Annotated in this window: 9 protein-coding genes and 1 riboswitch; of the genes, 7 read left to right on the top strand and 2 right to left on the bottom strand. The window is 72.4% G+C overall.

The features are described from left to right. The first annotated feature begins 22 nt into the window (after positions 1–22). From AZE13_RS11615 to AZE13_RS11605, 3 genes are read left to right on the top strand one after another with little or no spacing between them, the layout of a single operon-like run. A complete protein-coding gene (locus AZE13_RS11615; protein ID WP_066929844.1) occupies positions 23–2,365 on the top strand; it encodes an FHA domain-containing protein in 2,343 nt (780 codons plus the stop codon). 15 nt (positions 2,366–2,380) lie between these two features. Beyond that, positions 2,381–2,941, top strand: a complete 561-nt coding sequence (locus AZE13_RS11610; protein WP_066929842.1) for a hypothetical protein — start codon at positions 2,381–2,383, stop codon at positions 2,939–2,941. Then, positions 2,938–4,026 (top strand): serine/threonine-protein kinase, encoded by a 1,089-nt coding sequence (locus tag AZE13_RS11605; protein WP_066929841.1) that lies wholly within the window; start codon positions 2,938–2,940, stop codon positions 4,024–4,026. Before AZE13_RS11610 ends, AZE13_RS11605 begins: the two co-directional genes overlap by 4 nt. A gap of 21 nt (positions 4,027–4,047) precedes the next feature. Here the strand turns inward: AZE13_RS11605 and AZE13_RS36845 are convergent, their stop codons facing one another. After that, complete coding sequence (locus AZE13_RS36845) at positions 4,048–5,337, bottom strand: streptophobe family protein (protein ID WP_066929839.1); 1,290 nt, start codon at positions 5,335–5,337, stop codon at positions 4,048–4,050. Between the two features lie 334 nt (positions 5,338–5,671). On the opposite strand from AZE13_RS36845, the gene AZE13_RS11595 reads away from it, so the two are divergent. From AZE13_RS11595 to metE, 4 genes are all read left to right on the top strand, one after another. Then, positions 5,672–6,898, top strand: a complete 1,227-nt coding sequence (locus AZE13_RS11595; RefSeq protein ID WP_147264643.1) for a DUF6777 domain-containing protein — start codon at positions 5,672–5,674, stop codon at positions 6,896–6,898. 181 nt (positions 6,899–7,079) lie between these two features. Continuing rightward, positions 7,080–8,258, top strand: a complete 1,179-nt coding sequence (locus tag AZE13_RS11590; protein WP_258527746.1) for an Ig-like domain-containing protein — start codon at positions 7,080–7,082, stop codon at positions 8,256–8,258. A gap of 139 nt (positions 8,259–8,397) precedes the next feature. Continuing rightward, positions 8,398–8,625, top strand: coding sequence for a chaplin (locus AZE13_RS11585; RefSeq protein ID WP_066929835.1), 228 nt, complete (start codon positions 8,398–8,400; stop codon positions 8,623–8,625). 161 nt (positions 8,626–8,786) lie between these two features. After that, positions 8,787–9,010, top strand: a riboswitch (cobalamin riboswitch). Between the two features lie 169 nt (positions 9,011–9,179). Continuing rightward, positions 9,180–11,504, top strand: coding sequence for a 5-methyltetrahydropteroyltriglutamate--homocysteine S-methyltransferase (gene metE, locus AZE13_RS11580; RefSeq protein WP_066929833.1), 2,325 nt, complete (start codon positions 9,180–9,182; stop codon positions 11,502–11,504). A gap of 52 nt (positions 11,505–11,556) precedes the next feature. Here metE and AZE13_RS11575 read toward each other — a convergent pair whose 3' ends face one another. Continuing rightward, on the bottom strand, positions 11,557–13,614 hold the full coding sequence (locus tag AZE13_RS11575) for a phosphocholine-specific phospholipase C (protein ID WP_066929831.1): 2,058 nt from the start codon (positions 13,612–13,614) through the stop codon (positions 11,557–11,559). Positions 13,615–13,791: the final 177 nt, after the last annotated feature.

The raw sequence follows: 13,791 nt of genomic DNA, 5'->3' as shown, positions 1-13,791 counted from the left end.
CCCGCGCCGTAACATTCTGAATATGGCTGAGCGGCCGGAGACGCCCACCGCGCCGGAACTCGTCGTCGAGTCCGACGGTGGCACTCAGGTGATGAACCCCGGCCGCGTCTATCACGTGGGGCGGGACCCCACCAGCGAGGTCGTCCTCCGTGATGCCAGGGTCTCCTGGCATCACGCGGTGCTGCGCACGGAGGGCGGCCACTGGCTGGTGGCGGACGAGGGCAGCACGAACGGCACCTTCGCCGACGGCCGGCGGATCACGGAGACCGGGGTCGGGCCGGGCAGCGTGATCCGGTTCGGCAACCCGGCCGACGGGCCGTGCGCGGTGCTCTCCTCCGTACCCCGGCCGTCCGGGGCCGAGCGGCCCTCCGCCGTCTCGCACCCCGCCGCCACCCACACCTTCCGTCAACCGAGCGCCGTACGGCCGGTACCGGCCGCCCGGACCACCAGGATCGGCCGCGCACCCGACAATGACCTGGTCGTCGACGACCTCACGGTCTCCCGCAGGCACGCGGAGCTGCGCGCCGGTCCCGACGGTTTGGAGATCGTCGACATGGGCAGCCACAACGGCACCTACCTCAACGGCCGGCCGGTCGACCGCGCCCCGATGTCCGCCGGTGACATCGTCGGCATCGGCCACTCCGCGTTCGCCCTGGTCGGCGACGAACTACAGGAATTCCTCGACACCGGTGAGGTGTCGCTGGACGTACAGGGCCTGGCCGTACGGGTCGACGGCGGCCGCCGGACACTGCTGGACCGGGTGTCGTTCCCGGTGAGCGAGCGGTCGCTGCTGGCGGTGGTCGGGCCGAGCGGCGCGGGCAAGTCGACGCTGCTCAACGCGCTGACCGGGCTGCGCCCCGCGGACGAGGGCACGGTCCTCTACGACGGCCGTGACCTCTACCGCGACTACGCGGAGCTGCGCCGGCGCATCGGCCTGGTGCCGCAGGACGACATCCTGCACCAGCAGCTGACCGTGCGCCGGGCCCTCGGCTACGCGGCGCAGCTGCGCTTCCCCGAGGACACCGCGAAGGCCGAGCGGCAGGCACGGGTCGACGAGGTGATCCGTCAACTGGGCCTGGACCAGCGGGTGAACCAGCCGATCCACAGTCTCTCCGGCGGCCAGCGCAAGCGGGTGAGCGTCGCCCTGGAGCTGCTGACGAAGCCCTCTCTGCTCTTCCTCGACGAGCCCACCTCCGGCCTGGACCCCGGTATGGACCGGTCGGTGATGCAGATGCTGCGCGGTCTGGCGGACGACGGCCGTACGGTCATCGTCGTCACGCACAGCGTGCTGAGCCTGGACGTCTGTGACCGGCTGCTGGTCATGGCGCCGGGCGGATCGGTGGCGTACTACGGGCCGCCGGAGCACGCGCTGCCGTACTTCGGGTACGCGCAGTGGCCGGAGGCGTTCGAGGCCTTCGAGAACGACCGGAGCCGGGACTGGGCGGGCCGGTACCGCGCCTCACCGCTGCACCAGCGCTATATCGCCATGGACTCCCGCCAGCCGCCGCGCACCCCGGAGCAGCCGAAGGCCCCGGTGCGGGCGCCCGCCACGCAGCGCTGGGGCGCGCAACTGAGCACCCTGGTCCGGCGGTACGCGGCGGCGCTCGGCTCCGACCGGACCTTCCTGATCATCATGGTCGCACTGCCGTTCGTGATGGGCGCGATGGCGCGCGCCCTGGCCGGTTCCGCCCTCACACCGGATTCGACGGTCAACACGCTGCTGATCCTGAGTGTCGGGGCGGTGCTGACCGGCGCCGCCAACGCCGTGCGCGAGCTGGTCAAGGAGCGGACGATCTACCGGCGGGAGAGAGCCGTCGGCCTGTCCCGTACGGCGTATCTGATGTCCAAGGTGCTGGTGCTGGGGCTGATCACGGTCATACAGGCCGTGGTGCTGACGATGGTGGCGCTGGGCGGTGTGCGGCTGACCGCGCCCGGCGGCCGGGGCGTGCTGCTGCCGCCGCTGCTCGAACTCACCCTCGCCATGGCCCTGTTGGCGTTCACCGCCATGATGCTCGGCCTGGTGGTCTCCGCGCTGGTGCGCAAGGAGGAGGCCACCATGCCGCTGCTGGTCCTCGTCGCGATCATCCAGGTCGTGTTCTGCGGCGCGCTGCTCTCCCTGCACGGCGTACCGGGGCTGGAGCAGCTGGCGTGGCTGGTGCCGTCCCGGTGGGCGCTCGGTGCCATGGCGGGCACCATCGACCTGCACCGGATGATGCCGGAGGCCCTCACCGCGGACCCGCTGTTCCAGCACACACCGGGGATCTGGCTGCTCGACATGGGCATGCTGGTGGCGCTCTCGCTGATCTCGGGTTTCCTGGTGACCCGGCTGCTGCGGCGGCACGAGCCGGAAATCATGCGCAAGTAGCCCGAGGAGCCGCCCGTGACCTCACCAGACTTCCTCCCCAGCCACGTCGTCCCGCCGCGGGGCATGGCGTCCTGGCCGGCGCCGGACGCGACCCTGCCCAGCTCACCGCTCGATCCGCTGCTGCCCGTCCAGGTCATCGACCGCCGTGGCGACTGGGCGCAGGCGCTGTGCTCCAACGGCTGGTCGGCCTGGGTGGACGGCCGGCTGCTGCTGTCCGTACCGCGCGAACCGCCGGCCGCCGCACAGCCCGCCGCCCGCACCGCGGACCCCCGGCCGCTGCTGGGCCAGGCGGAGGGCGAACTGGCCAGGTACCGGCAGCAGGTCGAGGAGCTGGCCGCCGGACAGCTCGACGGCGAGGCGTTCGCCGAGCGGACCCGCGGCATCCGGCTGGGCGTGGTCGTGGACGGTGACGCGGTCTGGCTCTACGACGCGCGGCACGAGCGGTGGTGCTACTGCGACGGGGTGTCGCTCCAGACGTACGCGGTGGGGTCGCGGCCGTCGTCCCGGGGCTCCGGAGAGGAGTCACCGCCGCAGTACCCGCCGCATCCGTCGGCACCGCCGGGTGAGGCCCGGTGAACCCCGCGCACGGCGAACCGCCCCACCGGGAGCGTTCCACCGCGCCCGACTCCTCCGGGCTGCGCGGCCGCCATATCGCCGGATACCGGCTGGACGACGAGATCGGCCGGGGCGGGATGGCGGTGGTCTACCGGGCGGAGGACCTGCGGCTCGGCCGCACCGTGGCGGTGAAGCTGCTGGCGCCCGAGCTCGCCCGGGACGACACCTTCCGGCGGCGCTTCGCCCATGAGTCGCGGGTGGCCGCGGCCATCGACCATCCGCACATCGTGCCGGTCTTCGAGGCCGGTGAGGCCGAGGGTCTGCTGTACATCGCGATGCGCTACGTACAGGGGCGCGATCTGGCGGCGCTGCTCGACCGGGACGGGCCGCTGCCGCTGGCGACCGCCTGCCGTATCGCCGCGCAGGTGGCCTCCGCGCTGGACGCCGCGCACGCCCACGACCTGGTGCACCGGGACGTCAAACCGGGCAACATCCTGATCGCCGAGGGCACCGACCCCGACCGCCCCGAGCACGTCTACCTGACCGACTTCGGGCTGACGAAGAAGTCGCTGTCACCGACCGGGTTCACCAGGGCCGGGCAGTTCGTCGGCACGCTGGACTATGTGGCGCCCGAGCAGATCTCGGGCCGTCCGGTGGACGGCCGGTGCGATGTCTACAGTCTGGCCTGTGTGCTCTTCGAGATGCTCACCGGGGGACCGCCGTTCCGGCGCGAGGACGATATGGCGCTGCTGTGGGCGCACCAGTACGATCCGCCGCCCCCCCTCACCGAGCTGCGCCCCGACCTGCCCCCGGCCGTCGACGAGGTCTTCGCCCGGTCCCTGGCGAAGACACCCGACCAGCGCTACGAGACCTGCCGCGGCTTCGTCGAGGCGCTGCGCGCGGCCGGCCGCGGCCCCGCGCCCGCTGCACCGGCCACCGCCGCCCCGGCCCACCCGCCGACCCAGGTCACCCCGAGCCCGGACCGCACCGGCCGCCGCCACAGCGCGGCTCCCCCACCGCCACCGCACTGGGCCACCCCGGCCTTCCCCGGCCGCCCGGAAAAGCCGTCGACCGGCCCCGGCCACGCCCCATCGGACGGGGCCTAGGCCGTGTCCTTCGGATCAGCCCTAGGGCACCTGGCCGGGATGGCGTACCCGGCGTGCCGGCAGGCTGCCGAGGAAGCCGGTGACCAGGCCCCAGACGAGGCCCGCCGCGGTCAGGCGGAGGAGCTGCGGCCGCACGATGACCTCGCCGCCCAGGTTCCCGCCGAGGTCGCCGACGCCGATCAGGGAGATCCCGTAGTGGGCGGTGATACAGGTGAGCAGTCCGACGACGAGCAGGGTGAGGCCGAGCGCCAGGGCCATCTCGACCGCGTGCCGCCAGGCCGGCCGGCGGGCCGGAGAGCGGACCGCCGCGGTGAAGGCGGCGGTCAGCAGCACCACGGCGGCCACCACCACCAGCAGCCAGGCCCGGCCGTCCCGCTCGGCGACCGAGCCGAAGTCGAGGGTCTGCGGCCCGTCCCTGCGCAGCACCAGGTCCAGGGCGTTCGGCAGGGGGAGGCCGATGGCCTTGTCGACATGTCCGACCCAGCCGCCGCCGGTGCCGACGCCCAGCGCCATCCAGGCCAGGTTCGGCAGTCCGAGGAGCAGCACCGCGAGGGTCTCGGCCGGACGGTCCCGGCTGATCAGCTCGATGACGCCGACGACCAGCCCGATCGCCACATAGGCCAGCAGGGTCAGCACCATCGCGAAGGCGGGCGGCCGGAACGAGTTCTGGAAGCGCAGCAGCGGGGAGGAGAGCGGGGCCCGGCGGGAGACGAGGAACACCAGCACCAGCAGCGCCAGCAGCCACAGCAGCCCGAAGCCGAGCGTCGCGCCCACATCGGCGCGGAACCCGACGGTGGGGGTGCTGCCCAGCTCCGCGCCGATCTCGTCGACGAGGTCGTTGCCCACCAGGATCCGGAAGTCGTGCCGGGCGGTGAGCGCGACGATCAGCAGGAGCACCAGCCAGCAGGCCGCCGTACGGCCGATCCGGCCGAGCAGCTCCGAGGTACGCACCACGGCGTGCCGGCGCAGCGGCAGCAGGAAGACGGCGGCGAGCACCAGCGCACCGGCCACGGTGACCGACAGCGGTACGGCATCCAGCGCGGCGTCCGCCTCCCCGAAGATCCCGGCCTCGCCGGACAGCCGGATCGAGCCGCCGGCGGCGACCACCACGGCGGCCGCGACCACCGAGGGGAACGCCCCGCCGGGCAGATCCGCCGCACCGGCCGCCCACAGCCCCAGCGCCGCGACCACGATCATGGTGACGATCCCCGCCAGGGCCGTACCGAGCGCCTCCGCCCAGGCCGTGACGGCGGGCGGGAGGCCGGGGGCACGTACCGGGCCCGGCGGCTCGGCGGGCGGGTGGCCTGGCATCTGACGGTCTCCTCGCGGCTCGGGAACGGGATCGCGGGTCGGGGACGGGATGGGGGAGGTGGGACCGGACGGCTCGCGGTCCGGCGTACGCGGGCGGCGCGACGCGGCACAGCACGTCACGTCACGCAGGCGGCGCGGCAGCACCGTCACACAGGTGGCGCGGCAGCGCGGTCGCGCGGGCCGGGTATGCCCGCAGGCACGTACCACCGTAAGCACGGGGTGTGCCGCCCCGCTTGCGGACAGTGCCCATCGCGGGCACACAATGTGCTATTGGCTCACCGCATACCGGCACATTCCTCGCCAGATGGCCCGTCAGCGCCGGAAGGGGGAACCCGTGACAGCCACGCCGCCGCCGGACAGCCGCCCCACCGGGCCGCCCACCGGGCCGCCCGCGGGCCCGCTCGCGGGGCCCCCGTCCGGCGCCCCACCCGGCGCTCCCCCGGGCGAGCCGACACGGGCGGGCGCCCCGCCGGGGCGACGGCGGCCCGCTCCCCCGGGGCCGCCCCGCCCGCCCGGCGGCCCCGGGGGCCGGGGCGGCGGCGGGGGTGGCGGCGGCGAGGGCGGCGAGCCCTGGTGGCGGTCCGCACCCCGGATCGCGATCATCGCGGGGGCGGTGGCCGTGGCCGTGATCCTCACCTTCGTCCTCACCCGGCCGGAGGGCCGGGGCCCCGGCGAACTCTTCGCCGAACCGGCCGCGGCGACCGGCCAGCACCCGCTCACCGCCTCCTCCGCGAACGGCACCACCCCGGTCGCGTCCGCCACCCCGAGGAAGGCCGGCGACGCGACCAGCGTCGTCCGGGGCTCGGCGGCCGGCCTGTACGGCGGCACCCAGAACGAGGCGAGCTGCGACACCGATAAGCAGATCGGATACCTCCGGAGCGCCCCGGCCAGGAACGCGGCGTTCGCCGGAGTCCTGGGCCTGAAGCCGGGTGAGGTCCCCGGCTACCTGCGGTCACTGACGTCCGTACAGCTGGCCTACGACACCCGGGTCACCAACCACGGCTACAAGGACGGCAAGGCCTACGCCTTCCAGTCGGTGCTCCAGGCCGGCACCGCGGTCATGATCGACTCGTTCGGGCAGCCGAAGGTGCGCTGCAAGTGCGGGAACCCGCTGACGGACCCCCAGGAGCTCAAGGGAGGCTGGCAGACCCGCGGCCAGAGGTGGCCCGGGTACCGGCCCGACAACGCGGTCGTCGTGAAACGATCCAGCACCCCGGTCCGGGAATTCACCCTACGAAATCCCAAAACCGGCACATGGTTCAAACGCCCCAAAGGCGACCATGGCCCCACCAGCGACCGGCCGACGGCCCCGCCGACCGACACCCCCAGCGGCCCCCCGTCATCCCAGCCCCCGCCCACCGGGTCCACCTCCCCCGGCGAGAGCCCCACCGGCACCTCACCCGAGCCGACCAGCCCCGGCGCGCCCCCCGCATCCCCGCCGTCGGAGACCACCGAAACCCCCACCATGCCCGTCCGGCCGACCGACACCACCGAGGAGCCCCCGCCCGGCGAGCCCCCGCCCGGCGAGGAGAGCGACGAATCCCCGGCGCCCCCTTCCTGACGCTCACCGGATTCACCGGATCCGATACCGAACTGTGTCCTTAATATCCCGTGCAGCGCACAACCATCAGCGCGGACAAACCCTCTGATTATGCGGCGGGGACATTGGCAACCTGCGACGGTTACGCCCTCACTGGGCCTGGCCCCGCCACTGCCAGTCGTTCTGCATTGGAGGGACCCCCGTGCACGCCGCACCCCGTCGCCACACCCACCGGTTGATACCCGCCCTGATAGCGTCGGCCGGCCTGCTGACCGCGTGCGGAACGGGCGCCGAATCCTCGAAGGCGGAGGAGCCGGCGACCAAGGTGACCGTCAACCCGGCCGCGGGCGGCAAGTCGGTCAAGCTCGGCTCGCAGATATCCGTCCAGGCATCCGGCGGCAAACTCACCGCGGTCGACGTCAAGGACGACAAGGGCACCCAGGTCACCGGCCGGCTCGCCGGTGACGGCACGTCATGGAAGTCGGACCGCAAGGTCCTGCCGAAGACCACCTACACGGTGAAGACCACCGCGAAGTCGACGCAGGGCAAGGAGTCCTCCGCCACCTCGACCTTCACCACCGAGCAGGCCGACAAGGTGAACAAGCTCACCAACAACCCCGGCGGCGGCCAGACCGTCGGCACCGGTATGCCGGTGTCGATTCTCTTCGACCACAAGATAGCCAAGGACCAGCGCGCCGAGGTCGAGAAGGCGCTGAAGGTCACCAGTGAGCCGAAGGTCGAGGGCGCCTGGGGCTGGGTACAGGACTACTCCGGCAAGGACCGGCTCGACTGGCGCCCCAAGGACTACTGGCCGGCCAATACCAAGGTCTCGGTGAAGGGCGCACTGGGCGGTATCAACTCCGGCACGGACAGCGGCTGGTTCGCCCGGGACTACAACTTCGACTTCAAGATCGGCGCCGACCGCAGGGCCGTCGTCGACGTCCCCTCGCACACCCTGACCATGTACGAGAACGGCAAGAACGTCGGCAGCGTCACCGGCTCCGCGGGCTCGCCGACGGACCCCACGCGCGGTGGCGTCCACACCGTGACCAGCAAGAACGCCGCCGAGACGATGGACTCCGCCACCATCGGCTACGGCGACCAGTGGAAGCTGGACTCGCAGTGGGTCACCCACCTCACCTACTCCGGAACCTTCCTGCACTCCGCTCCCTGGAACAAGTCCCTCGGCGTGGAGAACAACAGTCACGGCTGCTTCGGCATGACCACCTCGGACTCGAAGAAGGTCTACGACTTCCTGACCGTCGGCTCCACGGTCGAGGTGAAGGGCACCTCCAACGCCAACAAGACGGAGGTCGGCAACGGCCTGGAGGTCTGGCAGGAGACCTGGCAGGAGTGGCAGAAGCGGTCGGCGCTCCGCTGACGTTCCGCTCCGGCAGTGGTCCAGCGGTGTCGGCGGCCAGCTCTTTTCGGAGGAATCGCGTGTGTGGCTGATGCCCGCCGCGCCACGGGAACGGGCAGCCTGGGGCCTGTCTCTGACGTTCGTGCCCAGGAGGTCTGTCGTGACCGTTCGAACCATTGTCGCTGCCCTGGCAACCGCTGCGTTCCTGGCGGGAGTCGGCACCGCGGCCGCCGATAGCGGTGCGCTGGGAAAGGCGACGCGCACGGGGGGCCTGCTGGCAGGCAACTCCGCGGCGCTGCCGCTCGACATTCCTTTCAATGACTGCGGCAGCTCGATCGGCGTCGCCCACCTGCTCAATCCGGCCGGCTGCAAGAAGAGCACCATGTAATACCGCCTGAGCTGCCCCCGGTGGGGTATGCGCAAGGGCCCCCGGTGGGGGTGTGCGTAAGGGACCATCCAAAAATGTGCGTGGTCCCTTACGTACACCCCCACCGGTTTTTCTCCATGCCGGCGAGCGAGAAGCAGGCAGGACAGCCGAAACGAGGGAAGGTACGCTACAAGCGCATTGGTTCGGCCTGCCCTCCAGGCAGGTCGTCGCAAGAGGGAACCCGGTGGGAATCCGGGACTGCCCCGCAGCGGTGAGTGGGAACGACCGCCGTCATACGCACTGGGCCCGGCAGGGTCTGGGAAGCGACGGCCAGTAGGTGTCCGCCGGACGAGTCCGGCGGGCGGGTCCGCGAGTCCGAAGACCTGCCAGTGCCCCCGCACACGGTGTGCGGGGTGATCTCGGTGACCTTCGAGGGCGGGTCGGCGGACATGCCGGACAGCGTTGGTGCATGGCGAAGAACCCCCGCGGCGGGACAGCCGACGATGTGGGGCGCCGGCCCGGCGCAGCGCCTTGGTCCCGGGGTCACAGGACACACGCTCGCGAAGGAGAGTTCCGTGACCAGCAAGTCCGCAGCCGCGGCAGCACGGGCCACCGTGCACGGCTACCCCCGGCAGGGGCCGAACCGTGAACTGAAGAAGGCCATCGAGGGGTACTGGAAGGGCCGCGTCGACACGGCCACCCTCCGGGCCACCGCCGCCGGACTGCGCCGCGACACCTGGCGGCAGCTCGCCGAGGCCGGTATCGACGAGGTGCCGACCGGCGATTTCTCGTACTACGACCACGTCCTGGACACCAGCGTGATGGTCGGCGCGATCCCGGCCCGGCACCGTGCCGCGATGGCCGCGGATCCCCTGGAGGGCTACTTCGCGATGGCCCGCGGCACCCAGGACGTGGCGCCGCTGGAGATGACCAAGTGGTTCGACACCAATTACCATTACCTCGTACCGGAGTTGGGGCCGGACACGGTCTTCACCGCGGACTCCGCCAAGCAGGTCGGTGAGCTGACCGAGGCCCTCGGGCTCGGACTCGCCGCCCGCCCCGTCCTCGTGGGGCCGGTCAGCTACCTGCTGCTGGCCAAGCCCGCACCCGGCGTCGCGCCGGGGTTCGAACCGCTGACGCTGCTCGACCGGCTGCTGCCGGTGTACGCGGAGGTGCTCGCCGACCTGCGGGCGGCCGGGGCCGAGTGGGTGCAGCTGGACGAGCCGGCGCTGGTGCAGGACCGCTCGCCGGCCGAACTGGCCGCCGCCGACCGCGCCTACCGTGAACTGGGCGGCCGCACCGACCGGCCACGGCTGCTGGTCGCCTCGTACTTCGACCGGCTGGGCGAGGCGCTGCCGGTGCTCGCCAGGACGCCCGTCGACGGGCTGGCGCTGGACTTCACCGGTGCCGCGGCCGGCAATCTGGACGATCTCGCCGCGGCCGGCGGGCTCCCCGGCAAGCGCCTGGTCGCGGGCGTCGTCAACGGCCGTAATGTCTGGCTGAACGACTTCGAGCGGTCCCTGGCCACACTGGGCACCCTGCTCGGCCTGGCCGGCCGGGTCGATGTCGGGTCCTCGTGCTCGCTGCTGCACGTCCCGCTGGACGTCGCGGCCGAGCGGGAGATCGATCCGCAGATCGCCCGGTGGCTGTCCTTCGCCCGGCAGAAGACCGCGGAGGTCGTCACGCTGGCGCGCGGGCTCGGCCGGGGCACCGACGCCATCGCGGCCGAACTGGCCGGCAACCGCGCCGATCTCGCCTCCCGCGCCGGCTCCGCCCTCACCCACGACCCCGCGGTACGCGCCCGTGCGGCGGCCGTCACCGAGGCCGACAGCCGCCGCGACCGGCCGTACGCCGAGCGGGCCGTCGTCCAGCGCGCCCGGCTGGGGCTGCCGCTGCTGCCGTGCACCACGATCGGCTCGTTCCCGCAGACCGCCCAGCTGCGCACCGCCCGTGCCGATCTGCGCGCCGGGCGCATCGACGACGCGGCGTACGAGGAGCGGATCTCGGCCGAGATCCGTGAGGTGCTCGCGTTCCAGGAGCGGGCCGGACTGGACGTCCTGGTGCACGGCGAGCCCGAACGCAACGACATGGTCCAGTACTTCGCCGAGCGGCTCACCGGCTACCTGGCCACCCAGCACGGCTGGGTCCAGTCGTACGGCACCCGCTACGTCCGCCCGCCGATCCTCGCCGGGGACGTCTCCCGTCCGGAGCCGATGTCGGTGCGGTGGACGACGTACGCCCAGTCGCTCACCGAGCGGCCGGTCAAGGGCATGCTGACCGGCCCGGTCACCATGCTCGCCTGGTCCTTCGTCCGCGACGACCAGCCACGGGGCGACACCGCCCGCCAGGTGGCGCTGGCCCTGCGGGACGAGGTCAACGACCTGGAGGCGGCGGGCGGTTCGGTGATCCAGGTGGACGAGCCGGCGCTGCGCGAGACGCTGCCGCTGCGTGCCGCCGACCGCTCCGCCTACCTGGCGTGGGCGACCGAGGCGTTCCGTCTCACCACGGGCGGGGTCCGTGCGGACACCCAGATCCATACGCATATGTGCTACGCGGAGTTCGGCGACATCCTGCGGGCCATCGACGACCTGGACGCCGATGTGATCAGCCTGGAGGCCGCCCGCTCCCATATGCAGGTCGCCGGCGAGCTGGCGTCGGCCGGCTACCCCCGCGAGGTGGGGCCCGGTGTCTACGACATCCACTCCCCGCGGGTGCCGGACGTCGAGGAGGTGACCACCCTGCTCCGCAAGGGGCTGGGGGCCATTCCCGCCGAGCGGCTGTGGGTCAATCCGGACTGCGGACTGAAGACCCGCGGCTGGCCGGAGGTCCGTGCGGCGCTGGAGAACCTGGTCGCGGCGGCGCGTGAGGTCCGCGGCGGCCTGGCGGGCGCGGACTCCTGAGGTCAGGGGCCGGGGCCGGGGCCCGCAGGGGGCGCCGGTCCCGGCCCGGCGCTCAGGCGGTGCGGATCGCCGGATCGCTGACGCCCGGCTCTCCGGTCTCGACATGGCCTGCGAAGCGGCGCAGGAAGGTCCGGTCGGTGTCGGAGGTGACCGACAGGTCGTACCAGCGCCGGGTGGCCCGCAGGTCGACGGTGTGCTCGACGGTGGCGCCCGCCTTCACCTTGAACGTCTCGTCGGCGCCGCCGTACGCGTTCGTCACGGTGAGGTGGACGTCACCGGAGCCCGCGTTCTTCAAGGTGAGCTCAAGGCTGCCGCCGGCCTTGACGTGGCGTGCGGTGACCTCGGGGCCCGCGGTCCCGCCGGGGCCGCGGAAGACCCGCAGGAAGCCGTTCGGGCCGAACACCGACAGGTCGTGACTGCCCTTGGAGTAGGCCGAGTTCCAGGTGTCGGAGAGCGTCCTGCCCGCCTCGGTGGTGTACGTCCAGGGGCCGTCGGTGCGGTTGCCGGAGCGGACGTGGAAGCAGGCGCCGGCGTCGGGGCCGCCGCTGAAGGTCAGCGTGAACGTCCCGGCCTTCGGGTCGGCCGCGCCGTCCGCCAGCGGCGCGTACGGCAGCGGACGGGCGGGCCGGGAGCCCTTCTCCTGCTTGGGCAGGGCGGGGTCGGCGGGCGCGTGCGGGAGGTAGTCGGGGTGGCGCTCGTGGTCCGGCGGCCGGTAGCCGTCGGTGGGCGGCAGGTCCGCGGGGGCGGTGTCCTTGCCGCTGAAGTCGAAGGCGGAGGTGAGGTCGCCCGCGACGGCGCGCCGCCAGGGCGAGATCTGGGGCTCCTGGACGCCGAAGCGCTCCTCCATGAACCGGATGATCGACGTGTGGTCGAACACCTCGGAGCAGACATAGCCGCCGGTGCTCCACGGCGACACGACGATCATCGGCACGCGCTGGCCCATGCCGTAGTGCCCGGCCGCGTACTGCGCGTTGCCCGGGAAGTGGTCGAGGGCGGTGTCGACGGTGGACCTGCCCTGCGCGGCGGAGGCCGGGACGTAGGGCGGCACGATGTGGTCGAAGTAGCCGTCGTTCTCGTCGTACGTCAGGAACAGGGCCGTCCTGGACCATACGTCCGGGTTGGCGGTGAGCGCGTCCAGGACCTGGGCGATGTACCAGGCGCCGTAGTTGGTGGGCCAGTTGGGGTGCTCGCTGAAGGCCTCCGGGGCGGCGATCCAGGAGATCTGCGGCAGCCGGCCGGCCTTGACGTCGGCGGTGAGGACGTCGAAGTAGCCGTCGCCGGCCTTGGCGTCGGTGCCGGTACGGGCCTTGTCGTGGAGCGGGTCGCCGGGCTCGGCGTTGCGGAAGGAGTGGAAGTAGAGCAGGGAGTTGTCTCCGTAGTTGCCGCGGTAGGCGTCGTCGGTCCAGCCCCATTTGCCTTTCGCGTCCAGGCCGTCGCCGATGTCCTGGTAGACCTTCCAGGAGATCCCGGCCTTCTCCAGGCGCTCGGCGTACGTCGTCCAGCCGTAGCCCGCCTCCTGGTTGCCGAGGACCGGGCCGCCGCCCTTGCCGTCGTTGCCGACGTGGCCGGTGAGCATGTAGTAGCGGTTGGGGTCGGTGGCGCCGAGGAACGAGCAGTGGTAGGCGTCGCAGACGGTGAAGGCGTCGGCGAGCGCGTAGTGGAAGGGGATGTCCTTCCGGGTCAGATACGCCATCGTGCGCTCGCTCTTGGCGGGTATCCAGTTGTCGTACCTGCCGTCGGCGAACGCGCTGTGGCCGCCCGCCCAGTCGTGGTCGAGGCCCGCGATGAACCGCATGCCGAGGTCCTCGGCGTCCGGCCGGAAGGGCAGGACCTCCTTGCCGCCGCCCTGCTGATGCCAGACGGGCTTGCCGCTCGGCAGCGTGACCGGGCGGGGGTCGCCGAAGCCGCGTACGCCCTTCATCGCGCCGAAGTAATGGTCGAAGGAACGGTTCTCCTGCATGAGCACGACGATGTGCTCCACGTCTTTGATGGAGCCGGTGCGCCGCACGGCGGGGATGGCCGCGGCCCGGGCGATGCTGCCGGACAGGGCCGCGCTGCCGGCGGTGGCGCCGGCGATCTGGAGGAAACGCCGGCGATTCAGTTCAGGCATGGGTCCGTACCTCTTCGGGTGGGGGGTGTTCGCGGTGCGTTCAGCAGAGTGTTCCAAGAGGAAGGAGCGTCAGGGAAGGCAATGTGTCGGATGTGTGACGCACCGCGGTACACGCGTCGAACTCCCCGGTGGCGAGCGGGCGGCCGCCCCGGTGGACGAGGCACCGGGGCGGCCGCC

The organism is Streptomyces sp. NBRC 110611, assembly GCF_001590865.1.
Classification (GTDB): domain Bacteria; phylum Actinomycetota; class Actinomycetes; order Streptomycetales; family Streptomycetaceae; genus Streptomyces.
This window is presented reverse-complemented; position numbering and strand designations above follow the sequence as displayed.